The following is a 23886-nucleotide window of genomic DNA, read 5'->3' on the forward strand; positions in this document are numbered from 1 at the left end:
GAGGATTTATGTTAGATAAAGTGAATGTTGAATATATACAATCAGGACAGATGTGGTTTATTCAGTATCAACATGAATTTGTCGGCGGGCGTTACGACTCTCAGGAAGTCGCGATGTTTGCGGTCGAAAATCTGAGCTTACCTGATATGGACGAAGTATGGATGATTAAGTGTTCGAATAACCCGGATATGACCGGGGGCGAAATCCTGTTATCTCAGGATGATGTTAATGAATTTATCGAAGCGAAAAATTCCCGTCTTCATTCTGAAGGGAATATATCGTAGCAGTCTTTAGTATTCCCTGCCAGGTAAGGGCCCATATCTCATGAGCAAGAAATTTACATCTGTTATAACCAGAGCCGGAAGGGAGCGTATAACCGATGCGATAGTTACCGGTGAAAAAGTTGTTTTTTCGCATATGTCCGTTGGAGACGGAGGAGGAAATACCATACCACCCACAGATACGCTGATTTCGCTTTCAAATGAGCTATACCGGTCTGAACTGAACAGCCTGAAAGTTCAGGATGAAAGTAAAAACATCATTGTTGCGGAAATGATTATGCCACCCGAAATTGGCGGATTCACAATACGAGAAGCCGCATTATTCAATGATGAAGGTATTTGCATGGCGGTTGCCAGTGTACCTGAAACTTATAAGCCACGACTTGAGGAAGGGTCTGGCCGCTTCACTGTGCTGCGAATCTGGCTGGCAGTCAGTAGTACCGAAGCTGTTGAGCTGATTGTTGATCCAGGTGTAATTCTGGCGACCATTGAGGATGTCACAAACCTCAGTAATGGGGCAAAAGATTATGCGGATTCGCAGTTAAGCGAGCATGCTTACTCTCGTAACCATCCCGATGCAACAACAGAAGAGAAAGGGTTTACCCGGCTGAGTAATGCTATAAACAGCGATGATGATGACAGAGCCGCCACGCCTAAAGCAGTAAAAGCCGCTATTGCAGCCGCTATTCGTGCGTCGTGGGAGATGGATAATCCCGTCGGTACCGTAAAGTTTTATGCGCAGAACATTGACCCTAATGAACTCTATCCGTGGTCGCAATGGCTTTATACGGGAGAGAACAGAACCATTCGTGTAGCCAGAGCCGATGGCTCTAATGTGGGCGCTACAGGCGGTAAAGATACCGTGACCATTGAACGCGCCAACCTGCCAGCCGTGCAGATTGATGTGACTGGCGAAACCAGCGAACAGGAAGAAAAGACGCTGACGACAAAGGAAAACGGCGCGCACAACCACCAGGGCGGTGACGGCGCCCCGGGCGAACAGTGGCGGGAAGGGACACACGGCACGGATAACCAGAAGGACGCTAATTTTAACCTGACCAGTGATGCGCCTGCGCACTCACATGACGTTGTTATTCCGCCGCATAAACACTCGACAACCGGCAAAACGGAAAACCTCGGTGAGGGTAAATCTTTAAGCGTGGTTGAAGCGCACACGCTTTTAATGTGCTGGAGCCGTGTCGCCTGACCTGTGACGGTCATTCCTGTTGTACTGTCCCTGTTACAGCGGGGATGACTCGTCACCCCTTCCCCCACGATTGAAAATAATGCTCACCCTTAACCACGGAGTTAAACGGATGAGCGATTTTCATCACGGCGTCCAGGTTGTCGAGATTAACGACGGCACCCGCGTCATTTCCACCGTATCAACGGCGATTATCGGCATGGTCTGCACGGCCAGCGATGCCGATGCCGCCACCTTCCCACTCAATAAGCCCGTACTGATTACCAGCGTGCAAAGCGCCATTGCGAAAGCGGGTACAAAAGGCACCCTGGCCGCATCCCTCCAGGCAATCGCCGACCAGTCGAAACCGGTCATTGTCGTTGTGCGCGTTGCCGAAGGTACCGGCGACGATGCCGAGGCGCAGACTATCTCTAATATCATCGGCGGCACTGACGAAAGCGGCAATTACACCGGGCTGAAAGCGCTGCTCACAGCGGAGGCTGTCACCGGCGTTAAACCGCGCATCCTTGGCGTGCCGGGCCTCGATTCCCTTGAGGTTGCGACAGCGCTCGCGCCGATTTGCCAGAAGCTGCGCGCCTTTGGTTATATCAGCGCCTGGGATTGCCAGAACATTTCCGAGGCGATGCTCTATCGCGAGAATTTCAGCCAGCGCGAGCTGATGGTTATCTGGCCGGATTTTCTGGCATGGGATACCACGGCGAACGCGACCGAAACCGCCTGGGCGACCGCCCGCGCGCTGGGCCTGCGTGCCAAAATCGACCAGGACACCGGCTGGCATAAAACTCTGTCAAACGTTGGCGTGAATGGCGTCACCGGCATCAGCGCGTCGGTCTTCTGGGATTTGCAGGAATCCGGCACCGATGCCGACCTGCTTAACGAGGCTGGCGTCACCACGCTCATTCGCAAAGACGGTTTTCGATTCTGGGGTAACCGCTGCTGCTCCGATGACCCGCTGTTCCTGTTTGAGAACTACACCCGCACCGCGCAGGTTATCGCCGACACAATGGCCGCTGGTCACATGTGGGCGGTCGACAAGCCGATCACTGCCACGCTGATTAAAGACATCGTTGCGGGTATCAATGCGAAATTCCGCGAGATGAAAACGGCGGGCTATATCGTCGATGCGACCTGCTGGTTTGATGAATCGGCCAACGACGCGGCGACCCTCAAAGCCGGGAAACTGTATATCGATTACGACTATACGCCGGTTCCCCCTCTCGAAAACCTGACGCTACGCCAGCGCATTACCGATAAATACCTGGCGAATCTGGTGTCATCGGTTAACAGCAATTAAGGAGCCCTGACCAATGGCAATGCCGCGCAAGCTCAAATACTTGAACACGTTTCTGGATGGCGTCAGCTATCTCGGCGTTATCGAGTCCGTCACCCTGCCAAAGCTGACCCGTAAGCTGGAAAATTACCGGGGCGGCGGGATGTCAGGCTCGGCCCCTGTCGATTTCGGCCTCGACGATGACGCGCTGGCGATGGAGATTTCCCTCGGCGGCTTCCCTGATGATGCGATCTGGTCGCTTTATGGTGCCGTCGGTACCGGGACGCTTCTGCGCTATGCAGGTTCTTACCAGCGGGACGATACCGGCGAAACCGTGGCTGTGGAAGTTGAGACCCGCTTCAAGGTGAAGGAAGTCGATAACGGCGAGAGCAAACAGGGCGAGGATACCAGCAGCAAATTATCGCTGGTCTGCACGTACTACAAGCTGACCATGAATGGTAAAGAGCTGGTAGAAATCGACGTCCTCAACATGATTGAGAAGGTGAACGGCGTCGACCGACTCGACCAGCACCGCCGCAATATCGGCCTGTAATTTTTCCCCGGCCAGCATGTCTGGCCGGTTAACCCCGAATCCGTAAATAGTGAGAAACTCATGAGCAAAGAAAACATCGTCACCCTGGAAAACCCCATCAAACGCGGCGAGCAGGTCATCGAAAAAATCACCCTGATGAAGCCTAACGCCGGAACCCTGCGCGGTGTTAGCCTGGCCGACGTTGCGCGCTCTGAAGTGGATGCCCTGATTAAAGTGCTGCCGCGTATGACCAGCCCGTCTCTTACCGAGTCGGATGTCGTCATGATGGATTTACCCGATTTGATGGCGCTGGCAACAAAGGTGATCGGTTTTTTGTCGCCGAATTTGGCGGATTAAATTTCCCGAAAGACATGTCGGTCGATGACCTGATGGCGGATATCGCGGTGATTTTTCACTGGCCGCCATCAGAGTTATATCACATGAGCCTGACCGAGCTCACCACCTGGCGCGAAAAGGCGCTACAGCGAAGCGGAAACACGAATGAGTAACGACGTTAAATTGCAGGTATTACTCAAGGCTGTTGACCAGGCGACCCGCCCGTTTAAAACCATCCAGACAGCGAGCAAAACGCTGTCTGGTGATATCCGGGACACTCAAAAATCACTGCGTGAACTGAATGGCCAGGCATCCCGTATTGACGGGTTTCGCAAGGCAAGCGCGCAACTCGCCGTTACCGGTCAGGAGCTGAAGAAAGCGAAGCAGGAAGCCGCCGCGCTGGCGATCCAGTTTAAAAATACGGAACAGCCGACGCGCGCGCAGGCGCAGGCAATGGATGCCGCACGTAAAAGCGCCGCAGCGCTCCAGCTCAAACACAACAGCTTGCGGCAGGCTGTACAACGCCAGAGGCAGGAGCTCAGCCAGGCGGGAATCAATACCCGCACCCTGGCGGCAGACGAGCGCCGGTTAAAAACCAGCATCAGCGAAACGACGGCGCAGCTCAATCGCCAGCGTGAAGCACTGGCGCGCGTCAGCGCGCAACAGGCAAAGCTCAACGCGGTTAAGCTGCGATATCAGGCCGGTAAAGAGCTGGCCGGAAATGCGGCCGCAATGGGTGCCGCCGGTGTCGGTATGGCGACGACCGGCACGCTGGCCGGTGTTGCACTAATGAAACCGGGTTATGATTTTGCGCAGAAAAATTCCGAGTTACAGGCTGTACTCGGCGTGGCGAAAGACTCCGCAGAAATGACGGCTTTGCGAAAGCAGGCCCGGCTGCTGGGTGACAATACAGCCGCCTCTGCCGATGATGCTGCCGGTGCTCAGATTATCATTGCAAAAGCAGGCGGAGACGCGGCGGCGATTCAGGCGGCGACGCCCGTCACACTTAATATGGCGCTCGCTAACCGTCGAACAATGGAAGAGAACGCCGGTTTGCTGATGGGGATGAAATCAGCTTTCCAGCTTACTAACGATCAGGTCTCTCACATTGGTGATGTCCTGTCGATGACAATGAATAAAACCGCCGCAGATTTTGACGGGCTTAGTGATGCGCTGACATATGCTGCGCCGGTGGCGAAAAATGCCGGTGTCAGCATTGAGGAAGCCGCTGCAATGGTTGGCGCCCTACATGATGCGAAAATTACGGGATCAATGGCTGGTACGGGTAGTCGCGCTATTTTAAGTCGACTCCAGGCACCGACCGGGCAAGCCTACGCGGCGATTAAAGAGCTTGGAATTAAAACGGCAGACAGTAAAGGGAATACCCGCCCGATCTTTACCATCCTGAAGGAAATGCAGGCCAGTTTTGATAAAAATAAACTGGGTACCGGTCAGCGCGCTGAATACATGAAAACGATATTTGGTGAAGAGGCCAGCTCTGCCGCCGCTGTTTTGATGAACGCGGCTCAATCAGGAAAGCTGGACAAGCTCACGGCTGCATTTAAAGCCTCTGACGGTAAGACGGAGGAACTAGTTAAGGTTATGCAGGAAAACCTCGGCGGCGACTTTAAAGAGTTTCAGTCGGCATATGAGGCTGTAGGTACTGACCTTTTTGACCAGCAGGAGTCCTCTTTACGTAAACTGGTGCAAACCGCTACCGGCTACGTGCTCAAACTTGATAAGTGGATCCAGCGAAATAAAGAGCTCGCGCAGACGCTGGGGGTGATTACCGCTGTGGCGATCGGGGTCGTGGGGATGATTGGGGCTATTGGACTGATTGCCTGGCCGGTGATAACCGGTGTAAATGCCATCATTGCCGCTGCGACGGCACTCGGTACCGTATTTACTACGGTGGCCGGTGGCGTCGTTACTGCAATTGGCGCGATCTCCTGGCCGGTTGTTGCTGTCGTGGCCGCAATAGTGGCCGGGGCATTGCTCATCCGTAAATATTGGGAACCCATCAGCGCGTTTTTTGGCGGTGTGATGGAAGGATTGCGCACGGCCTTCGCGCCAATAGCAGAACTATTTGCACCGCTTAAACCGATGTTTGACTGGCTAGGCGGAAAACTTAAAGCCGCATGGGACTGGTTTAACAATCTGATTGCGCCGGTTAAATCATCACAGGAAACGTTAAACAGTTTCCGAGATGCCGGTGTGTTGTTTGGTCAGCGCCTGGCTGACGCTCTTACTTTACCGCTTACAGCATTCAATAAGCTGCGCAGCGGTATTGATTGGGTACTTGAGAAGCTCGGCATAATCAACAAAGAGTCCAGTACGCTTGACCAGACTGCAGCAAAAGCAAACGCAGCCACGCAGGGTAACTCTTATATCCCGGCTACCAGTACTTATAGCGGCTATCAGGCATACCAACCAGTCACCGCACCCGCCGGGCGTTCTTACATCGACCAGAGCAAAAGCGAGTATCACATTTCCGTTGATGGTAGCGGGAACGGCACGCAGCTCGATCGTCAACTACAGGATGCGCTAGAAAAGTTTGAGCGTGATAAGCGTGCTCGTCAGCGGGCCAGCATGAACCACGACTGACAGGAGGTAACGAGAAATGATGCTTGCACTCGGTATGTTTGTTTTTATGCGCCAGACGTTGCCACACCAGACGATGCAACGTGATGCCGAATATCTGTGGCCATCAAACTCACGCGTAGGTAAACGGGATTCTTTCCAGTATCTGGGGCCGGGGGAAGAAAGAATTACCCTGGCCGGTGTGTTATACCCGGAGCTCACCGGCGGAAAGTTGACGATGACAGCTATTCGTTTAATGGCTGACGAAGGGCGCGCCTGGCCGTTGCTGGATGGCACCGGCACTATTTACGGTATGTACGTCATCAATAATATCAGCGAGACAGGGAGCCTGTTTTTTGCTGACGGCACGGCGAGAAAAATTGATTTCACGCTGACGCTCACCCGCGTGGATGAATCACTCGCGGCGCTGTATGGCGATATTGGCGAACAGGCCAATGCACTTATTGGCAAGGCGGAAAATATGGCTTCGTCAGTGTCTGGCTTGGTGGGGATTAGTTGATGCTGGATATGCTGAATTTGAATGCGGGTGGCGTCCTGACACCCGATTTTATGCTGATGCTCGACAGCAAAGATATTACCGGCAATATCAGTAACCGCTTAATGAGTCTGACGATGACCGATAACCGCGGATTTGAGGCAGACCAGCTTGATATTGAGCTCGATGACGCTGACGGGCTTGTCGAGTTGCCGTTACGTGGTGCCGTGCTGACGCTTTATCTGGGATGGAAAGGGTTTGCGTTAATTAACAAGGGCTCTTTCACTGTCGATGAGATTGAGCATCATGGCGCGCCAGATAGCGTGACAATCCGTGCCCGTAGTGCCGATTTTCGGGGAACGTTAAATTCCAGGCGAGAAGAGTCATGGCATGACAAGACGTTAGGCGAAATTGTGGCGGCGATAGCGACGCGTAACAAACTGACATCGAGAGTCATACCTGAACTGGCGGGAATTAAAATCCCGCATATCGACCAGTCACAGGAATCGGATGCTAAATTTTTGACTCGTCTCGCCGAACGAAACGGTGGTGAGGTTTCGGTAAAAGCGGGAAAGTTGCTTTTTCTGAAAGCCGGGCGTGGGTTAACAGCCAGTGGAAAGGCTATTCCACAAGTCACTATCACCCGCGGCGATGGCGACAGGCATCAGTTTTCGATTGCTGACCGTGGGGCATATACCGGTGTCACGGCAAAATGGTTACACACCAAAGACCCGAAACCACAAAAGCAAAAGGTGACGTTAAAGCGGAAACCGAAAGAGCAACATTTACGTGCGCTACAGCACCCAAAAGCCAAACCGGTAACGAAGAAAAAAGCGGTGAAGACACCGGAAGCCAGAGAAGGTGAATACATGGTCGGCGAGGATGACAACGTGTTCGCCATGACGACAATTTTTTCAACCAAAGCGCAGGCGATGCGAGCTGCCCAGGCAAAATGGGACAAACTGCAACGTGGAGTCGCTGAGTTTTCAATCAGGCTGGCGACGGGGCGGGCTGATCTTTATCCGGAGACGCCGGTACAGGTTAAAGGCTTTAAGCGCGTCATAGACGAGCAATCGTGGACAATCACTAAAGTTATGCACTACCTGAGTAAAAGCGGCTTTACGACGAGCCTAGAGCTTGAGGTGAGGTTGTCTGATGTGGAATATGATGCTGTGGATGCTTAAAAAGAAAAACAACCCGTAACCAAACGGGTTGTTGTCATCTTCATTTTGAAACGTAGCCGTGGGTGTTTTCATACATCAAAGTCTTTGCTTCATCGTCCATCAGCGCACCCATCTTTTTACATGTAATCAGAGGGTTTTCAAACGTATAGCCCTGCGCTGAAAATTTATTAACGACATGTATCTCTTTGGTGTTTTTGAGATATCCCTCAGGGGCACTTTTAACCCAAACAGGAGTGCAGATACCGGACGATATCAGTGCTTCATATGCATCAGAGGTCACTGTAGTAGTTGGTAATACGATCTTCGATATATTCTTGTTATCCATAATTTCAATAGGTTGCCACGGGTTAAGGCTCTTCTTTAGTACTTGAAGGTCAACGCTTTGAGAAAAGGCACTGCATGAAAGGGTTGTAGCAGAGCATAAAAGAACTATTTTGAAGAGTTTCATGGGCATCCTTATCAATTAATTATGAATAAATTTCGCTTTTAGTGAATCTTTGTGTATGATTTATTCACTTTAGGTTGTGTTTTGGGGGAGATATGTTTCATTGTCCAAAGTGTCAACATGCCGCACATGCGCGCACCAGTCGTTACCTAAGCGAAAATACTAAAGAACGTTACCACCAATGCACTAACATAAATTGCAGTTGCACATTTGTTACAATGGAATCGGTGGAGCGGTTTATTGTAACACCAGGGGTGATTATCCCCGCCCCGCCGCACCCAACAACTGGCGGGCAAAGAACATTGTGGCTGTAGAATAAACCCGCTTAGTGCGGGTTTTTTTATGGGGAAGCAAGATGTTCCAAACACATAAAAAAGTTAGCCTAAAAAAATTAGAGCGACACTTTTGCGACACAATGGTTGCTGATAACAAAAAAGCCACTCTTAAGAGTGGCTTAATTATATGATTTTAAAGCTAAAATTTGGTGGCCCCTGTTGGGTTTGAACCAACGACCAAGCGATTATGAGTCGCCTGCTCTAACCACTGAGCTAAGGGGCCGTGGCGAAGGATTATAAAGTAACTGTTGCCCGCAATCCAGCCTAAAACGCACGCCTGCTGTTTTTATAAACAACGCATTTTCAATCCTTTATAATTACCTTTTAGGTATTGAGCTGGGGAAAACATGATCAACGATATTCTGGCGCCGGACCTGCGGGTGGTCTTTTGCGGTATCAATCCGGGGAAGTCTTCCGCCCATACCGGTTTTCATTTCGCCCATCCGGGAAATCGCTTCTGGAAGGTGATTCATCAGGCCGGGTTTACCGACCGTCTTCTGAAACCCGAAGAGGAACTGCAGCTGCTGGATACCCGCTGCGGGATTACCATGCTAGTCGAGCGCCCGACGGTACAGGCCAGCGAGGTCGCGCTGCTGGAGCTCCGCGATGGCGGAAGAGAGCTGGTGAGGAAAATGGAAGAGTATCAGCCGCGCGCGCTGGCGATTCTCGGTAAACAGGCTTTCGAGAAAGCGTTTCAGGTACGCGGCGTAAAATGGGGCAAACAGCAGGTGACCATAGGCGCGACGGAAGTATGGGTGTTGCCAAATCCCAGCGGGCTCAACCGGGCGACGCTGGATAAGCTGGTGGAGGCCTACCGGGAGCTTGACGAGGCGCTGGCAACGCGAGGGCTTTAATTCGCCCCGGGCGGTTCCAGGCGGGTAAATTCGCCGATAGGACGGCGAATTCTATTATTTTCGCCATAGTCGTCAACGTAGCCTGCGCGAAGGATCATTTGCGGCGGCTGGCTTAAGCCTAAGGTTTCCGCCAGCTGTTTACGGAACGCTTTATCCTCCAGCATCTGGCTCACCGGCTGAACAGAGATGCCGTAGCGGACGGCATCCAGCCAGAAGGCCTGCAGATTCATGCCGCTGCGCATCATCAGCGGAAAGGTTTCTTCTCCGCCGATGATAAAAAATCCGGCGCTTTGCGCTACGCTGCTGGCCGTTTTACTGATGCTTTCCGCGGCGAAGGCTTCTCCCTGGGCTTTTTGCCGATCGAAAAATGAGTAATAGAGCAGTTTTTTTATCCCGGTGATGCCTAACTGTTCTGCGGGCAGGCCGTCTTTCAACCGGCGGGCCTCTTCGTTGGAAAAGCGCAGCCAGTGAGCGAACTCCGCTCTTTTGGCCGCATCGAGCGCCTGAGCCTTTGCTGCCTGGATGGCAAAACTCTCAAGCTTATTAAACCCGGCGCTGCCGCGTGGATAATAATTTAAATACGGCTGGTGCTGTTTGAGCAGGGCAGCGAGATCGCGGGGCGCAAGGGCAATATCCTGAAACGGACGTTTGTCGGTGTGCCGGCGCTCAATTAACTTCAGCACGGCGGGCTGTTTGAGAGAAGAGGCGCGGTGGAGGGGGCTTAACGCCATGCGGGCAACATCACCATTGCGGGCCATCGCCGGTAAAATGTCTATTTCCGCCAGCATGCCAAATGCGGCGGCTGCCTGGCGGAAGTTCTCCAGGAACGCGCCCAGAGAAATACAGGCTTCTCGCCCCGTCGGGTCGATATGCGGGAGGGCTTTACTGCGGTCGAACGCCAGGGTGAATCGCCGTGCGTCCGGGTTATAGCGAATATGCCAGGGCTGGACATTATGCGCATTTGGCGCCAGCGAGGCGTAATACACTATATGGCGCTGTTCGGTTGGCAGCGCAAATGGTAGTGAAAGATCTTTGGTCAGGCGCAGGGGCTTCGCTTTATGATAGGCACAGGCGCAAACCACTATCATACCTATTAGTAAGGACAGAAATATTTTCTTTATCATCGACTCTCGCCTTTTTCTATCATTAATAATAAAGCGTCAAAAGCGAAGTTAAGAAAGGATTTTCGGTCCTTCTCAAGATGCCGCAAAATATAGGCTTCTTTACTTGCTGATTTCTCTATCAGCCCGGTCAGGCAGAGCCAGAACAGCATCATGACGTCTGCCATTGGAACATTTAACTGAAGCTCTTTGTTTGCTGCCGCGCGGGAAATTTCTCCGGCGATAATATGATTAATCTCCTCGCCGAGCATATAGATATTAGTCAGTACTTTATTATTTTTCATCTCTTTTTCTGAGCAACCTATTTTCCCGGTAATGCCGGGGAAATAGACGATGCCGGAGTCGTGGATAGCAACCAACGACTGGCAAAGCTCATGATAAAACTCGCGGAAGGGGGCCTGCCGGCTGACTATTTTAACCACCTCCTGGTGAAAGCGCTCCATTCCATCGAGAATAAGGTGATCGACAATATCCTGTTTACTGTCAAAGTAGGTATAAAGCGTGGTTTTACTGAATCCGGCTTCGTGCGCAATCTCATCCATGGTCGTTCCTTCTATACCATGGTTAAGAAATAACGTATTAGCGGTGGCCAGAATAACCATTCTATTAAAATCAGCCAGCTGAATCTTTCGTTTGCTATTCATTGAATATCCCTATTATTTAGATTCGCGTTGTCCATTAAGTGCGATTTATGAACTAATAGTACAAATATAAAACTATGAGTCCAGTTGTTTGGCTTTATGGTATTAAATAATAAGAATATGACCCGGATATATATTGATAATTTCTGGATGCAGGTATTAATATTTATTAAAGGAATGATTTACGATTAGCCATAAAAAAAGCCAGTCAGTTGACTGGCTTTTTTGCGCTAAGCGGCGATGATTAATCGTCGAGGAAGCTACGCAGCACTTCAGAACGGCTCGGATGGCGCAGTTTACGCAGCGCCTTCGCTTCGATCTGACGGATACGTTCGCGGGTTACGTCGAACTGTTTACCCACTTCTTCCAGCGTGTGATCGGTATTCATGTCAATACCAAAGCGCATACGCAGGACTTTTGCTTCACGGGCGGTCAGGCCAGCCAGAACGTCATGGGTGGCGGCGCGCAGGCTCTCAGTGGTGGCAGAGTCCAGCGGCAGCTCGAGGGTGTTATCCTCGATGAAATCTCCCAGATGCGAATCTTCATCGTCGCCAATCGGCGTTTCCATGGAGATCGGCTCTTTGGCGATTTTCAGCACCTTACGGATTTTATCTTCCGGCATCAGCATACGCTCGGCCAGCTCTTCCGGCGTCGGTTCGCGGCCCATCTCCTGCAGCATCTGGCGGGAAATACGGTTGAGCTTGTTGATAGTCTCAATCATATGCACCGGAATACGGATGGTGCGCGCCTGGTCTGCGATAGAGCGGGTGATCGCCTGACGGATCCACCAGGTTGCGTAGGTGGAGAACTTGTAGCCGCGACGGTATTCAAACTTATCTACCGCTTTCATCAGACCGATGTTACCTTCCTGGATCAGATCGAGGAACTGCAGACCGCGGTTGGTGTATTTCTTGGCGATCGAGATAACCAGACGCAGGTTCGCTTCAACCATCTCTTTCTTCGCGCGGCGCGCTTTCGCTTCACCTATGGACATGCGACGGTTGATATCTTTTACCTGCTCAATGGTCAGGCCGGTCTCTTGTTCAATCTGCTGCAGTTTCATCAGGCCGCGCTGAACGTCTTCTTTCACGTCAAGCAGCTTTTCTGACCACGGCTTATTCATCGCGATGGCCGCATTGAACCAGGTTTCGCTGGTTTCGTTGCCGGTAAACAGAGTGATGAAGTTTTTCTTCGGCATTTTGCACTGCTCAACGCACAGCTTCATGATGATACGTTCTTGAGTACGAACGCGATCCATCATGATGCGCATGCTGTTAACCAGGTAATCGAACTGCTTCGGCACCAGGCGGAACTGTTTGAACACTTCAGACAGCTTGAGAATCTCTTCCTGCGCTGCGGCGTGGCTACGACCTTTCGCTTTGATGGTATCGCGGGTCAGTTCGTACTGCGTGCGCAGCTCGGCGAATTTCTCGCGCGCCAGCTCAGGATCGATGCTGTTGTCATCATCGCTGCTGTCGTCGTCTTCTTCTTCATCTTCGTCTTCGTCGTCATCCATCTCTTCCTGAGAGAGTTCAGAACCGACGTGCGTCGCCGTTGGCGCCATGTCTTCTTCGGCGTTCGGGTCAACAAAACCGGTGATCAGATCGGACAGACGCGCCTCTTCCGCCTCAACGCGATCGTACTGCTCCAGCAGATAGGTGATGGCTTCCGGGTATTCAGCAACCGAGCACTGCACCTGGTTAATACCGTCTTCGATACGTTTAGCGATGTCGATTTCGCCTTCGCGCGTCAGCAGTTCGACGGTACCCATTTCACGCATGTACATGCGCACCGGGTCGGTAGTGCGTCCGATTTCAGACTCAACGCTGGAGAGAACCTGCGCCGCAGCTTCTTCCGCATCTTCGTCAGTATTGTTGTTAGTTTCAGCAAGCAAAAGATCATCGGCATCCGGTGCTTCTTCCATCACCTGAATGCCCATGTCGTTGATCATTTGGATGATGTCTTCGATCTGATCGGAGTCGACGATATCTTCCGGCAGATGGTCATTGACCTCGGCATAGGTCAGATAGCCTTGCTCCTTACCACGTTGGACAAGAAGCTTCAGCTGTGACTGCGGGTTTTGCTCCATAAGACGGTATCCACACTTAATTCGTTTGATTGGTGTAAGCAGATGAACTGCCAACATTTAAAGCGAGGGCGTACTTATATTTTTGCCGCTGCGCCTCGCGCGGCTGTCGGGGTCTTCCCGAACGATATTCGGCACTTAAGCCGTTAAATTCATTTTTTTTCCAGGGCTTGTCTGATTTCCCAGAACTCCCGGCGTTCTTCACTGCTTAAACCGTGAGTGCGGTCGCGAGCTATCAACTCTTCTTGCCGCTGTTCAAGCATTGCATCAAAAATTCGGTTTAGCGTGTCGGTGAACATTTTTTCAACATTCTCATCCCTTATATCGTTCCAGGCTGAGAGTTTTTCAAGTGTTGAGTATTCACTAGTCCCGCGATAGTTCTCTAATAGCTGCCCCGTGGTCAGGCCCGGCTGCGCAACACAGAGGTTCACCAGCTCGGAGAAGAGGCTGAGTCCCGGTAATTTGCTCTGCGCCAGCCCCTGCAAAGGCGGCACCAGCGGCGCCAGATTGGGATTCTGCACCAGCAGTCCTATAAGTATACGCATAGGCGTCTGTTTTATCTGCTGAGCCGGGCGTACGACGCCACTTTCTGCCTGTTTCGGCATTAAACGATCAAGCTGGGTATCATCAAAAATGCCCAGCTTCAGGCCCAGCATCTGGCGCAGCTGAATACGATGCGCATCGCCAGGCACCTGGCTAATGAGCGGCAGCGCTAGTGCGGCCAGCTGCGTACTGCCATCCGGCGAACTCAGATCGACCTGCGGTAAGAGACTGTTAAATAAAAACATGGAGAGCGGCTGAGCCTGCTCCATCCGTGCTTCAAAAGCCTCTTTACCCTCTTTACGTACCAGCGTATCCGGATCTTCACCATCGGGCAGGAACATAAAGCGTAGCTGACGACCATCGGTCATGTACGGCATTGCCGTTTCCAGCGCACGCCATGCGGCATCTCGACCGGCGCGGTCGCCGTCGTAACAGCAAATTACGTTGTTCGTCGCACGGAATAATATATGCATGTGGTCGGCCGTGGTCGATGTACCCAGCGATGCAACGGCATAGTTAATACCGTACTGCGCCAGAGCGACGACATCCATATACCCTTCGACAACCAGCAGCCGCGGTGGTTCTGCCTGGTGCTGCTGCGCTTCATAAAGGCCGTAAAGCTGGCGGCCCTTATGGAAAATATCGGTCTCCGGGGAGTTGAGGTATTTCGGCGTATCGTTACCCAGTACGCGACCACCAAATCCAATCACCCGGCCTCGTTTGTCGCGAATCGGAAACATCACGCGATTGCGGAAACGGTCGTAAGTTCTTCCCTGGTCATTGTTGACCAGCATTCCGGCATCGAGCAGCAGTTTCCTGTTGTCGACATTACCGCCGAAACGTTTTAATGCGTTATCCCAGCCTGGCGGCGCAAAACCAATAGCAAACTGCTGGACAACTTCGGCACTCAGGCCGCGTTGCTCCAGGTACTGGCGCGCAGGTTCGGCATTAGGTTGGTTGAAGGATTGCTGATAAAAGTCATTTAACCCTTCCATTAGCTGATAGAGATTTTGCCGCTGATGGCGCTCTATCTGACTCAGGCCCGTTCCGGCTTCATACGGCACTTCAAGATTATGCATAGCAGCCAGCTCTTCGACGGTTTCCACGAACTCGAGCTTGTCGTAGTTCATCAGGAAGTCGATAGCGTTGCCGTGCGCACCGCAGCCAAAGCAGTGGTAAAACTGTTTTTCACCGTTGACGGTGAAAGAGGGGGTTTTTTCGTTATGGAACGGACAGCACGCGTGATAATTCTTGCCCTGCTTTTTCAGCTTCACCCGCGCGTCGATCAGATCGACGATATCGGTGCGCGCCAGCAGGTCATTGATAAATACTCGTGGAATTCGTCCAGCCATATGCCCCGTTTTATACACTTCCCCTTCAAACTGCCTCTGCGTTGGCTTCGCTCGTTCACCCCTGTCGCTTACTTCAGTAAGCTCCGGGGACTTACTCCCTTGCCGCCTTGATGCATCTTGAATGATTGGGTGTATATGCTAATGCATAAACGAAAATAAGCCGCGCATTCCTTTCGGAAGCACGGCCTTACAACTACAACTCGGTCTGAATTGAGAGCCTGGCTCCCAACAGATTAGTACAGACGAGTGCGGCGTGCGTTTTCGCGAGCCAGTTTCTTCGCGTGACGTTTCACTGCGGAAGCTTTAGCGCGTTTACGTTCGGTAGTCGGTTTTTCATAGAACTCACGACGACGAACTTCCGCCAGAACACCTGCTTTTTCGCATGAACGTTTGAAGCGACGCAGCGCTACGTCGAACGGCTCGTTTTCACGTACTTTAATTACCGGCATGTAACTCTCACCTTTGATAAATTCGGTTTGCCGCTGGCATCAACGCCAGCTTATTTCAAAATGGTGCGGAATTTTACTGCAATTGCTGCTGCTTTGTAAAGCACCGACGCGATTTTTGAAAGGGACTTTTATAAGGACAGGGAGTATACACGAAGTGAGCGCCAGGGGTGAGGAAAGTTTTACATCAACCCGCATTGGTCCTACACTGCGCGGTATTGAAACGAGGTAAAACTAGCCATGCGTGTACTGGGAATTGAAACATCCTGCGATGAAACCGGCATCGCCATTTATGACGACGAAAAAGGTCTGTTAGCCAACCAGCTGTATAGTCAGGTGAAATTGCATGCTGACTACGGCGGCGTGGTGCCTGAACTCGCCTCGCGCGACCACGTGCGTAAAACCGTCCCTCTGATTCAGGCGGCGCTCAAAGAGGCCGGGATGACGGCAAAAGATATTGATGCCGTTGCGTATACGGCGGGCCCAGGCCTGGTTGGCGCGCTGCTGGTCGGCGCGACGGTAGGCCGCTCGCTGGCCTTCGCCTGGAACGTGCCGGCGATCCCGGTACACCATATGGAAGGGCATCTGCTGGCGCCGATGCTGGAAGATAATCCGCCGAAGTATCCGTTTGTCGCGCTACTGGTTTCCGGCGGCCATACCCAACTGATTAGCGTCACCGGTATTGGCCAGTATGAGCTGTTAGGCGAGTCGATTGACGACGCGGCAGGGGAAGCCTTCGATAAGACGGCTAAACTGCTCGGCCTGGATTACCCTGGCGGCCCGATGCTGTCGAAGATGGCCTCCCAGGGCACCGAAGGGCGTTTTGTCTTTCCGCGCCCGATGACCGACCGTCCCGGGCTGGATTTTAGCTTCTCAGGCCTGAAAACCTTTGCTGCCAACACCATCCGTAGCAACGGCGATGACGATCAAACCCGCGCCGATATCGCCCGCGCTTTCGAAGATGCGGTCGTGGATACGCTGATGATTAAGTGCCGCCGCGCGCTGGATCAAACCGGCTTTAAACGGCTGGTGATGGCGGGGGGCGTCAGCGCTAACCGTACGCTGCGCGCGAAGCTGGCGGAAATGATGAAAAAGCGCAGCGGGGAAGTCTTCTACGCTCGTCCTGAATTCTGTACCGATAACGGCGCGATGATTGCCTATGCGGGGATGGTCCGTCTGCGCTCCGGCGCTAAAGCGGAGCTCGGCGTCACCGTTCGTCCACGCTGGCCGCTGGCTGAGCTTCCGGCGGCATAACGTCTGATATTTCACAGGCCGACGTCCTGTCGGCCTGCCTTCGCGACTTATTCCATACTCTTACACAGCGAGCAAATCGCCCCCTGATGTTTATGCGAATGCATCACGTCAGGACGTTCGTACTCTTCCCGGCAGCTCAGGCAGCGGTAAACGGTGATCGACGCATTACCCTGCGCATCGTAGCGCGGCTCGGCGATACCGTCATCGTGCTGTTTAATGTAATAGCGCCCGCGGGTGGCGATTCCCATGACCGGCGTCATCACGAACGCTACCGCCAGCGCGATCAGCGGCGAGAACGGCGCCAGGGTGTCGCCTAACAGGCCGAAGAAGGCGCTAATCGAAAGGCCTGCCGCGAGGGCAAAAGAGACTACGCCTACCGGGTTGACGTTGTAGATCATCCCGCGGCGGTACTCCGGCTGCGCCGGCGCCAGCTTCAGCACCCCTTTATTGACGGTGATATCGGTGGCGACCACCACCACCCAGGCGATGGCAAAGTTAGAGTAGAAGCCGAGGATCCATGCCAGAGCGCTAAACATGTCGCCCTCCATCAGGGCGAGAGCAATCGTCAGGTTGACGATGACGAAAATAATTCTCCCCGGATAACGTTTGGTGGTGCGCGTCCAGGCGCTGGTCCACGCCAGCGAGCCGGAATAGGCGTTAGTGACGTTTATTTTTATCTGCGAGATAACCACCAGCACCACCGCGAGGGTGAGCGCCAGCCAGCCGGGGACCAGGTTATCGAAGACGCTGACGAACTGCTGTACCGGTTCGGTGTTGTGCACCGCCGGGAAGCGGGTCAGCAGATAGAATCCGAGAAAAGCGCCGATAATCTGTTTAATCGCACCTAACACGACCCAGCCCGGACCGGCGGAGAACACCGCCAGCCACCAGCTTTTGCTGTTTTCTGCGGTCTTCGGCGGCATAAAGCGCAGGTAGTCGATCTGCTCGCCAATCTGCATGATCAGCGACAGGCATACCCCCGCGCCGAGCATAATGGCGGTTAAATCTACCGTTGTTGCGTGGTTTTTACCGGCGAAGTTCATAAACCCATCCACCAGATCCGGGTCTTTGGCGATAAGCCAGGCCACCGGAACCACCATCAGGACCAGCCACAGCGGCGTCGTCCAGACCTGAAGGCGAGTCAGCGCCTTCATGCCGTAGACCACCAGCGGCAATACCATCAGGGTGGCGATGAGGTAGCCCATCCACAGCGGGATCCCTAAGCCCACCAGCAGCCCCTGCGCCATAATCGAGCCTTCGAGGGCGAAAAAGATAAAGGTAAATCCGGCAAAGATAATGCTGGTGATCACCGAGCCAAAGTAGCCGAAACCGGCGCTGCGGGTGATTAAGTCGAGGTCGATGTTATAGCGCGCGGCGGTAATCGCCAGCGGAATACCGGTAAGAAAAATAACCAGTGCCGCCAGCAGGATCGCGTAAATCGCATTGGTGGTGCCCCAGGCCATGCCGATGCTGGCGCCGATAGAAAAGTCGGCCAGGTAGGCGATACCGCCTAATGCCGTCACCGCGACAACCCCTGGTCCCCAGCGGCGAAAGCTCAGCGGGGCATAGCGAAGCGTATAGTCTTCCAGCGTTTCTTTGGAGCCGGAGGCACTGGTTTGCGCAGGTAAATCAGTTTTTATATCCAGTGATGACATAGTCATTCCTTAATGGTTGGGCATGACTGGAATTAGCAAACCTTATGCCACATCGCAGGGCAGGCGCTGTCAGGGCTTCATGAAGGGGATGGCTAAAGAGAGGGCAGGGTATGCACCATCCCGACATCTTTGCGTCGGGATGGTGCAGAGGTTATTTGCCAAGCATGCCTTTGTCTTCGATAAAGGCGATGATATTTTGCAGGCCGTCGCCGCTTTTCAGGTTGGTGAAGCTCCACGGACGTTCGCCGCGCATGCGCAGGGTATCGCGCTCCATCACTTCCAGAGACGCGCCCACGTACGGTGCAAGATCGGTTTTGTTGATCACCAGGAAGTCGGATTTGGTGATCCCCGGCCCGCCTTTGCGCGGGATCTTTTCCCCTTCCGCCACGTCGATGACGTAGATGGTGAGATCCGCCAGCTCCGGGCTGAAGGTCGCGCTCAGGTTATCGCCGCCGCTTTCTACAAAGATCAGATCGAGATTGCCGAATTTCTCGCTTAGCGCTTCCACTGCGGCCAGGTTCATCGATGCGTCTTCGCGAATGGCGGTATGCGGGCAGCCGCCGGTTTCGACGCCGACAATTCGCTCTGGCTCCAGGGCGCCGGCTTCGGTGAGAATGCGCTGATCTTCTTTGGTGTAGATATCGTTGGTCACCACCGCCAGCTGCCAGGTGTCGCGCATGGCTTTGCAGAGGGCTTCCAGCAGCGCGGTTTTTCCGGAGCCGACCGGGCCGCCGACGCCGACGCGCAGCGGTTGCTTAATCATGTTCATATCTTCTCCTAAGAACGGAATAGTCGGGAATACTGGGTTTCGTGTCGCGCGGAAGCGATAGCCGCAAGCGGCGTCGCCGAACCGATTGCGCAATCCGGGGCCGCAAGGGCGCTGTCCATGTCCGCCGCATAGCGGTCGCACAGGCGCAGAATCAACTGCTGGGCCGCCTGCTGGCCGAAGGGCACCAGCTTGACGCCCGCCATCACCGCGCTTTCAATCCAGCTATAGCCAAGGCTCAGGGCCAGATCAGGAATGGCTATTTGCCAGCGTACGCCAAGCCACGCCATACCGGTTAACTGGCTTTGCTGACACAGCTTGCGCCACTCGGGCGGGCAGTCCGGCTGCCAGTCGGCCAGCAGCCGGGTGAAGGCTGCGCCGCGGTTGCGCTCTTCATCGCGCAGCTCGCGGGTTTCCCGGCAGGCGAGCAGATAAGCGGTCCAGCGCCGGGCACAGTCCAGATCGCCCGCTTCGCAGGCCCGGTAGAGCCGGGCAAACAGCGGCAGGTCGACGGTAAAAAAGCTCTGCTCCATCTGCCGCAGCTGCCAGCGCTCAAAGGCGGCGGTATCCGCTACCCAGCCCGCTTCCACCGCCCACTCCAGCCCCTGGGACCAGCTGTAGCCGCCAACCGGGAGGCTGCTGCTGGCAAGCTGCATCAGCCGCAGACGTTTTTCCGGCGTCGGCATTTAGTGGCTGTGCTCGTGATTGTGATGATGATGATGGCCGTGCGACTCGCTGGCGTAGGCGCCGGCTTCCGGTTCAAACGGCAGATGCGCGAAATCCACGGCCAGGCCAAACTGGCGCAGCATATCGTCCAGGACGTGGTCGTGATGGTAGCGCAGCTCGCCGGGCATAATCTGCAGCGGGACATGGCGATTGCCGAGGTGATAGCAGGCTTTCGCCAGCATAAAAGGATCCTCGCAGCGCACGACCGAAACGGCTTCATCGGCGGCAATCACTTCAATGAATTCGCTGCCGTTTTCGTTACTGAGAATATCGCCGCCGCGCAGCAGCAGACCGCGCGGCAGCAGCAGGCCCGCCTGACGGCCATCGTTGAGGGTGACTTTAATACGGCTTTTTACCCGCACGTCAATCGGCAGGGTAACGCTGGCCGTGGCCTGCGTCGGGGTCTCTACCCGCTGGGTCAAATAAAGCATTTGCGCTCCTTAAAACAGGAAATAACGTTGCGCCATGGGTAACACGTCCGCCGGTTCGCTGGTTATCAGTTCGCCGTCGATGCGCACCTCGTAGGTTTGTGAATCCACGGTAATATTGGGCAACAGGCCGTTGTGGTGCATATCGGCTTTTTGTACCGTGCGGCAGCCTTTAACCACCGCCGTCGCGCTCTCCAGGTTCAGCCGTTCAGCGACGCCGTTTTCCGCCGCCGCCTGCGACAGGAAGGTCAAACGGCAGCGGTGACGAGCGCTGCCCAGCGCGCCGAACATCGGGCGATAGTGCACCGGCTGCGGCGTCGGGATAGATGCGTTGATGTCGCCCATCGGCGCCATGGCGATCATGCCGCCTTTGACGATCGTCGCCGGTTTTACGCCGAAGAATGCCGGGGACCACAGCACCAGATCCGCGAGTTTCCCCACTTCAATCGAACCGACTTCATGGGCGATACCGTGGGTTAACGCCGGATTAATGGTGTATTTGGCGATATAGCGCTTCACGCGGAAGTTATCGTTATCGCCGCTCTCTTCCGCCAGCGGGCCGCGCTGAACTTTCATCCGGTGCGCCACCTGCCAGGTACGTAACACCACTTCGCCGACGCGACCCATGGCCTGCGAATCGGACGAGGTAAGGGAGAAGGCGCCCAGGTCGTGCAGGACGTCTTCCGCGGCGATGGTTTCCCGCCGAATGCGCGATTCGGCAAACGCCACGTCCTCGGCGATATCCGGGTCGAGATGATGGCAAACCATCAGCATGTCCAGATGCTCGTCAATGGTGTTGACGGTGTAGGGCAGCGTCGGATTAGTCGACGAGGGCAGAATATTGGGGTGTGCGCAGGCGGTAATAATATCTGGCGCATGGCCGCCGCCCGCGCCTTCGGTATGGAAAGTATGGATAGTGCGCCCGCCGATGGCCGCCAGGGTATCCTCAACGAATCCCGACTCGTTAAGGGTATCGCTGTGCAGCGCAACCTGAACGTCCATTTCGTCGGCTACGGTCAGCGCGCAGTTGATTGCCGCTGGCGTCGCGCCCCAGTCTTCGTGAATTTTCAGGCCGATAACCCCGGCCGCGACCTGCTCACGCAGCGCATCCGGATTCGAGCCATTACCTTTACCCAGCAGGCCGACATTGACCGGCAGGCTGTCCGCAGCCTGCAGCATCCGCGAGATGTACCACGGACCCGGGGTGCAGGTCGTGGCGTGGGTACCCGCCGCCGGGCCGGTCCCGCCGCCGATCATGGTGGTGACGCCGGAGACCAGCGCTTCTTCCGCCTGCTGCGGGCAGATCCAGTGAATATGCGTATCGACGCCGCCGGCGGTGACGATCTTGCCTTCTGCGGCAATAATTTCCGTGGCCGCGCCGATCGGGATCGTGACGTTGGGTTGAATATCCGGGTTGCCGGCTTTGCCGATGGCGAAGATCCTTCCATCTTTGACGCCGATATCGGCTTTAACGATCCCCCAGTAATCGACGATCAGGGCATTGGTCAGCACCAGATCCGCGCACCCGGCGGAAAGCATCTGCCCCTGTCCCATACCGTCGCGGATCACTTTACCGCCGCCGAATTTGACCTCTTCGCCGTAGGTGGTCAAATCATCTTCAACCTCGATCCACAGCTCGGTGTCCGCCAGGCGAACTTTATCGCCGGTGGTGGGGCCGAACATGTCGGCATAGGCCTGACGTGAAATCTCACTCATCATTTGCCTCCAGCTCACCCATTATTTCGCCGCGAAAACCGTGCACGACGCGGGCTCCGGCCAGCGCTATCAGCTCCACCTCGCGCTTTTGGCCCGGCTCGAAGCGCACTGCGGTTCCGGCCGCGATATTGAGACGGTAGCCCGTTGCCTGCTGGCGATCGAACTTCAGCGCCGGGTTGACCTCGGCGAAGTGATAATGGGAGCCGACCTGAATCGGCCGGTCGCCGTGATTTTCAACGATAATGCAGCAGGTAGCCCGGCCGACGTTAAGCGCTATCTGGCCCGGTTTAACCTGATATTCTCCTGGGATCATCGCGCTACCTCAGATTATCGGGTTATGGACGGTAACCAGCTTCGAGCCGTCCGGAAAGGTGGCTTCGACCTGGATATCGGGGATCATTTCCGGTACGCCTTCCATGACCTGCTCGCGGCTCAGGACGTGGCGCCCTTCTTCCATTAGCTCTGCGACGCTTCTGCCGTCGCGCGCGCCCTCCATAATAAAAGCGCTAATCAGGGCCACGGATTCGGGATAGTTGAGCTTCAGGCCGCGGGCCAGGCGACGCTCCGCCACCAGCGCAGCGGTAAACAGCAACAGTTTGTCTTTTTCTCTGGGTGTCAGTTCCATAGCGTTCTCTTAAGTCAGCCAGATTCGGGGGAGTACCGGAGATTTGCCGGTCAGGTGCGGGCGCATAAACTGCCAGATATCGCGCATCGCCCGCTGGCAACGCAGATTATCGTCACTTAAAAAGCGTACCGTCAGCAGGCCGTCGGTGAGCGTGGCGCCGGCATAGTTTGCCAGCGGCGTAAGTTTTTCGCGTACGCCTTCCAGCAGCGTCTCGTTCGCCGGGTAGAACAGCATTGTTCCCACCCATGGCTGCTGCGCGATGCAGGCCAGCTCTCCATCGGCCAGGTTCAGGCGCTCAATCAGCAGCGGAGAGCCGTCGACCCACACCTCCAGTCGGTTGGCGAGCGCGCCGTGGCTAAAGGTTTCGCCGATGACCGGACGGCCAAGACATAGCAGGTCCCAGGCCAGCAGCGTGCTGGAGGAGGAGAGGTGAAACGCAGTATGCAAAGCGGCGTGAGCGCCGGGAAAGAAAATGGCATCCTGCGGCAACCACTCGAGCGTTGCGTTATCGCCCAGCGTCAGGGTTTGCAGAAGCCGCGCCTGCGCGCCGCTGCTGCGATAAAACTTGCTGGCGCCGGGCATGGTGATCAGCGTATGGCAATCGGACTCAATCGTGGCGCTGATGGTGAGTTCATCGCCGCCGACGATACCGCCGGGCGGATGAAGCAGATAGAGGTGGCAGGTCTCTTCTTCGGGATAAAACGGACGCTGAACGGTGAGTGGACCGACATGACGACGGGAGGCGAGCGTTGTTTTCCCGCCGAGAAGCTGAAAGCGGAGGTCCAGCGTGGCCTGCCAGCCTTTTTTATTCTGTGGTAACACCGTGCCGTGCAATGTCGCGCCCCTGCAAAATCAAGATAAAACAGCAGCGAAGAGTATTGATCGGGGGCCAACCATCCCGGTCATATGAAAAGCTTATGCCCGTCATACTTCGAGCCGCAGCCGCGTTGGCTACGTTTGTTCGCCCGAATCACTTACTGGAGTAAGCTCATCGGGACTCACTCACTTGC

The 23886-nt window shown here is 54.5% G+C and carries 26 protein-coding genes, 1 tRNA gene and 1 pseudogene; 13 read left to right on the plus strand and 15 right to left on the minus strand.

The window, feature by feature from the left end:
• Positions 1-8 precede the first annotated feature (8 nt).
• The 9 genes from IAE27_RS08380 to IAE27_RS08420 all read left to right on the plus strand — a co-directional run bounded on the left by IAE27_RS08380 (position 9) and on the right by IAE27_RS08420 (position 7883).
• Positions 9-284: a hypothetical protein gene (locus IAE27_RS08380; protein WP_200092294.1), complete on the plus strand. Its 276-nt coding sequence runs from the start codon at positions 9-11 to the stop codon at positions 282-284.
• A gap of 40 nt (positions 285-324) precedes the next feature.
• A complete protein-coding gene (locus tag IAE27_RS08385) occupies positions 325-1488 on the plus strand; it encodes a phage tail protein (RefSeq protein WP_200092296.1) in 1164 nt (387 codons plus the stop codon).
• A 109-nt stretch (positions 1489-1597) separates the two neighbouring features.
• On the plus strand, positions 1598-2779 hold the full coding sequence (locus tag IAE27_RS08390) for a phage tail sheath protein (RefSeq protein WP_004195732.1): 1182 nt from the start codon (positions 1598-1600) through the stop codon (positions 2777-2779).
• A gap of 13 nt (positions 2780-2792) precedes the next feature.
• A complete protein-coding gene (locus IAE27_RS08395; RefSeq protein ID WP_014343412.1) occupies positions 2793-3308 on the plus strand; it encodes a phage major tail tube protein in 516 nt (171 codons plus the stop codon).
• Positions 3309-3368: 60 nt separating this feature from the next.
• On the plus strand, positions 3369-3644 hold the full coding sequence (locus tag IAE27_RS08400; protein WP_004195711.1) for a phage tail assembly protein: 276 nt from the start codon (positions 3369-3371) through the stop codon (positions 3642-3644).
• 32 nt (positions 3645-3676) lie between these two features.
• Positions 3677-3796, plus strand: coding sequence for a GpE family phage tail protein (locus IAE27_RS08405; protein ID WP_200092309.1), 120 nt, complete (start codon positions 3677-3679; stop codon positions 3794-3796).
• Positions 3789-6227: a phage tail tape measure protein gene (locus IAE27_RS08410; protein WP_200092298.1), complete on the plus strand. Its 2439-nt coding sequence runs from the start codon at positions 3789-3791 to the stop codon at positions 6225-6227. Before IAE27_RS08405 ends, IAE27_RS08410 begins: the two co-directional genes overlap by 8 nt.
• Before the next feature lie 16 nt (positions 6228-6243).
• Positions 6244-6723, plus strand: a complete 480-nt coding sequence (locus tag IAE27_RS08415) for a phage tail protein (protein ID WP_023343304.1) — start codon at positions 6244-6246, stop codon at positions 6721-6723.
• Positions 6723-7883 (plus strand): phage late control D family protein, encoded by a 1161-nt coding sequence (locus IAE27_RS08420; protein ID WP_200092300.1) that lies wholly within the window; start codon positions 6723-6725, stop codon positions 7881-7883. The genes IAE27_RS08415 and IAE27_RS08420 overlap by 1 nt, the downstream gene beginning before the upstream one ends.
• A 40-nt stretch (positions 7884-7923) precedes the next feature.
• On the opposite strand, the gene IAE27_RS08425 is transcribed toward IAE27_RS08420, so the two are convergent.
• Complete coding sequence (locus IAE27_RS08425) at positions 7924-8331, minus strand: hypothetical protein (RefSeq protein ID WP_004195706.1); 408 nt, start codon at positions 8329-8331, stop codon at positions 7924-7926.
• 92 nt (positions 8332-8423) lie between these two features.
• Here IAE27_RS08425 and IAE27_RS08430 point away from each other — a divergent pair, with 92 nt between their 5' ends.
• Entirely contained in the window at positions 8424-8642 is a 219-nt protein-coding gene (locus tag IAE27_RS08430; RefSeq protein ID WP_032440364.1) for a DNA-binding transcriptional regulator, read from the plus strand.
• Positions 8643-8810: 168 nt separating this feature from the next.
• Here IAE27_RS08430 and IAE27_RS08435 read toward each other — a convergent pair.
• Positions 8811-8886: transfer RNA gene (locus IAE27_RS08435), tRNA-Ile, on the minus strand.
• A gap of 124 nt (positions 8887-9010) precedes the next feature.
• Here IAE27_RS08435 and mug point away from each other — a divergent pair.
• Positions 9011-9517, plus strand: a complete 507-nt coding sequence (gene mug / locus IAE27_RS08440) for a G/U mismatch-specific DNA glycosylase (protein ID WP_004105914.1) — start codon at positions 9011-9013, stop codon at positions 9515-9517.
• Here the strand turns inward: mug and IAE27_RS08445 are convergent.
• The 5 genes from IAE27_RS08445 to rpsU form a co-directional block, all read right to left on the minus strand.
• Positions 9514-10641 carry an Acg family FMN-binding oxidoreductase gene (locus IAE27_RS08445; protein ID WP_070556226.1) on the minus strand — a complete coding sequence of 376 codons (1128 nt, stop codon included), beginning with the start codon at positions 10639-10641 and terminating at the stop codon, positions 9514-9516. The two genes, mug and IAE27_RS08445, sit on opposite strands and share 4 nt — an antisense overlap.
• Complete coding sequence (locus IAE27_RS08450) at positions 10638-11282, minus strand: TetR/AcrR family transcriptional regulator (RefSeq protein WP_200092302.1); 645 nt, start codon at positions 11280-11282, stop codon at positions 10638-10640. Before IAE27_RS08450 ends, IAE27_RS08445 begins: the two co-directional genes overlap by 4 nt.
• 241 nt (positions 11283-11523) lie before the next feature.
• Entirely contained in the window at positions 11524-13368 is a 1845-nt protein-coding gene (rpoD, locus tag IAE27_RS08455; protein ID WP_004105908.1) for an RNA polymerase sigma factor RpoD, read from the minus strand.
• A gap of 149 nt (positions 13369-13517) precedes the next feature.
• Entirely contained in the window at positions 13518-15260 is a 1743-nt protein-coding gene (gene dnaG, locus IAE27_RS08460; RefSeq protein WP_016808010.1) for a DNA primase, read from the minus strand.
• A 233-nt stretch (positions 15261-15493) separates the two neighbouring features.
• Positions 15494-15709, minus strand: a complete 216-nt coding sequence (gene rpsU / locus IAE27_RS08465) for a 30S ribosomal protein S21 (RefSeq protein WP_001144069.1) — start codon at positions 15707-15709, stop codon at positions 15494-15496.
• Positions 15710-15946: 237 nt separating this feature from the next.
• Between rpsU and tsaD the strand changes: the two genes are divergently transcribed.
• A complete protein-coding gene (gene tsaD, locus IAE27_RS08470) occupies positions 15947-16960 on the plus strand; it encodes a tRNA (adenosine(37)-N6)-threonylcarbamoyltransferase complex transferase subunit TsaD (protein WP_070556229.1) in 1014 nt (337 codons plus the stop codon).
• 47 nt (positions 16961-17007) lie between these two features.
• On the opposite strand, the gene IAE27_RS08475 is transcribed toward tsaD, so the two are convergent.
• The 8 genes from IAE27_RS08475 to IAE27_RS08510 form a co-directional block, all read right to left on the minus strand.
• On the minus strand, positions 17008-18615 hold the full coding sequence (locus IAE27_RS08475; protein WP_017145404.1) for a purine-cytosine permease family protein: 1608 nt from the start codon (positions 18613-18615) through the stop codon (positions 17008-17010).
• Between the two features lie 151 nt (positions 18616-18766).
• Entirely contained in the window at positions 18767-19384 is a 618-nt protein-coding gene (gene ureG / locus IAE27_RS08480) for an urease accessory protein UreG (protein ID WP_004105899.1), read from the minus strand.
• 8 nt (positions 19385-19392) lie between these two features.
• Positions 19393-20067 (minus strand): urease accessory protein UreF, encoded by a 675-nt coding sequence (locus tag IAE27_RS08485; protein ID WP_064356506.1) that lies wholly within the window; start codon positions 20065-20067, stop codon positions 19393-19395.
• A complete protein-coding gene (gene ureE, locus IAE27_RS08490) occupies positions 20068-20538 on the minus strand; it encodes an urease accessory protein UreE (protein ID WP_154022527.1) in 471 nt (156 codons plus the stop codon).
• A 9-nt stretch (positions 20539-20547) separates the two neighbouring features.
• Positions 20548-22251 carry an urease subunit alpha gene (gene ureC / locus IAE27_RS08495; RefSeq protein WP_070556236.1) on the minus strand — a complete coding sequence of 568 codons (1704 nt, stop codon included), beginning with the start codon at positions 22249-22251 and terminating at the stop codon, positions 20548-20550.
• Complete coding sequence (locus IAE27_RS08500) at positions 22244-22564, minus strand: urease subunit beta (protein ID WP_070556238.1); 321 nt, start codon at positions 22562-22564, stop codon at positions 22244-22246. The genes ureC and IAE27_RS08500 overlap by 8 nt, the downstream gene beginning before the upstream one ends.
• Before the next feature lie 9 nt (positions 22565-22573).
• Entirely contained in the window at positions 22574-22876 is a 303-nt protein-coding gene (locus tag IAE27_RS08505; protein WP_004105887.1) for an urease subunit gamma, read from the minus strand.
• Positions 22877-22885: 9 nt separating this feature from the next.
• Entirely contained in the window at positions 22886-23710 is an 825-nt protein-coding gene (locus IAE27_RS08510; protein ID WP_004115638.1) for an urease accessory protein UreD, read from the minus strand.
• On the opposite strand from IAE27_RS08510, the pseudogene IAE27_RS29580 reads away from it, so the two are divergent.
• A pseudogene (locus IAE27_RS29580) lies at positions 23700-23783 on the plus strand (short-chain dehydrogenase); the annotation flags it as partial. The gene IAE27_RS08510 and the pseudogene IAE27_RS29580 overlap by 11 nt on opposite strands.
• Positions 23784-23886 lie beyond the last annotated feature (103 nt).

The organism is Klebsiella sp. S69 (genome assembly GCF_016516145.1).
GTDB classification, from domain to species: domain Bacteria; phylum Pseudomonadota; class Gammaproteobacteria; order Enterobacterales; family Enterobacteriaceae; genus Klebsiella; species Klebsiella oxytoca.

Coding starts and splice junctions, on each gene's coding strand:
- IAE27_RS08380 (WP_200092294.1), top strand. CDS start 9: ATGTTAGATAAAGTGAATGTTGAATATATACAATCAGGACAGATGTGG.
- IAE27_RS08385 (WP_200092296.1), top strand. CDS start 325: ATGAGCAAGAAATTTACATCTGTTATAACCAGAGCCGGAAGGGAGCGT.
- IAE27_RS08390 (WP_004195732.1), top strand. CDS start 1,598: ATGAGCGATTTTCATCACGGCGTCCAGGTTGTCGAGATTAACGACGGC.
- IAE27_RS08395 (WP_014343412.1), top strand. CDS start 2,793: ATGGCAATGCCGCGCAAGCTCAAATACTTGAACACGTTTCTGGATGGC.
- IAE27_RS08400 (WP_004195711.1), top strand. CDS start 3,369: ATGAGCAAAGAAAACATCGTCACCCTGGAAAACCCCATCAAACGCGGC.
- IAE27_RS08405 (WP_200092309.1), top strand. CDS start 3,677: ATGGCGGATATCGCGGTGATTTTTCACTGGCCGCCATCAGAGTTATAT.
- IAE27_RS08410 (WP_200092298.1), top strand. CDS start 3,789: ATGAGTAACGACGTTAAATTGCAGGTATTACTCAAGGCTGTTGACCAG.
- IAE27_RS08415 (WP_023343304.1), top strand. CDS start 6,244: ATGATGCTTGCACTCGGTATGTTTGTTTTTATGCGCCAGACGTTGCCA.
- IAE27_RS08420 (WP_200092300.1), top strand. CDS start 6,723: ATGCTGGATATGCTGAATTTGAATGCGGGTGGCGTCCTGACACCCGAT.
- IAE27_RS08425 (WP_004195706.1), bottom strand. CDS start 8,331: ATGAAACTCTTCAAAATAGTTCTTTTATGCTCTGCTACAACCCTTTCA.
- IAE27_RS08430 (WP_032440364.1), top strand. CDS start 8,424: ATGTTTCATTGTCCAAAGTGTCAACATGCCGCACATGCGCGCACCAGT.
- mug (WP_004105914.1), top strand. CDS start 9,011: ATGATCAACGATATTCTGGCGCCGGACCTGCGGGTGGTCTTTTGCGGT.
- IAE27_RS08445 (WP_070556226.1), bottom strand. CDS start 10,641: ATGATAAAGAAAATATTTCTGTCCTTACTAATAGGTATGATAGTGGTT.
- IAE27_RS08450 (WP_200092302.1), bottom strand. CDS start 11,282: ATGAATAGCAAACGAAAGATTCAGCTGGCTGATTTTAATAGAATGGTT.
- rpoD (WP_004105908.1), bottom strand. CDS start 13,368: ATGGAGCAAAACCCGCAGTCACAGCTGAAGCTTCTTGTCCAACGTGGT.
- dnaG (WP_016808010.1), bottom strand. CDS start 15,260: ATGGCTGGACGAATTCCACGAGTATTTATCAATGACCTGCTGGCGCGC.
- rpsU (WP_001144069.1), bottom strand. CDS start 15,709: ATGCCGGTAATTAAAGTACGTGAAAACGAGCCGTTCGACGTAGCGCTG.
- tsaD (WP_070556229.1), top strand. CDS start 15,947: ATGCGTGTACTGGGAATTGAAACATCCTGCGATGAAACCGGCATCGCC.
- IAE27_RS08475 (WP_017145404.1), bottom strand. CDS start 18,615: ATGTCATCACTGGATATAAAAACTGATTTACCTGCGCAAACCAGTGCC.
- ureG (WP_004105899.1), bottom strand. CDS start 19,384: ATGAACATGATTAAGCAACCGCTGCGCGTCGGCGTCGGCGGCCCGGTC.
- IAE27_RS08485 (WP_064356506.1), bottom strand. CDS start 20,067: ATGCCGACGCCGGAAAAACGTCTGCGGCTGATGCAGCTTGCCAGCAGC.
- ureE (WP_154022527.1), bottom strand. CDS start 20,538: ATGCTTTATTTGACCCAGCGGGTAGAGACCCCGACGCAGGCCACGGCC.
- ureC (WP_070556236.1), bottom strand. CDS start 22,251: ATGAGTGAGATTTCACGTCAGGCCTATGCCGACATGTTCGGCCCCACC.
- IAE27_RS08500 (WP_070556238.1), bottom strand. CDS start 22,564: ATGATCCCAGGAGAATATCAGGTTAAACCGGGCCAGATAGCGCTTAAC.
- IAE27_RS08505 (WP_004105887.1), bottom strand. CDS start 22,876: ATGGAACTGACACCCAGAGAAAAAGACAAACTGTTGCTGTTTACCGCT.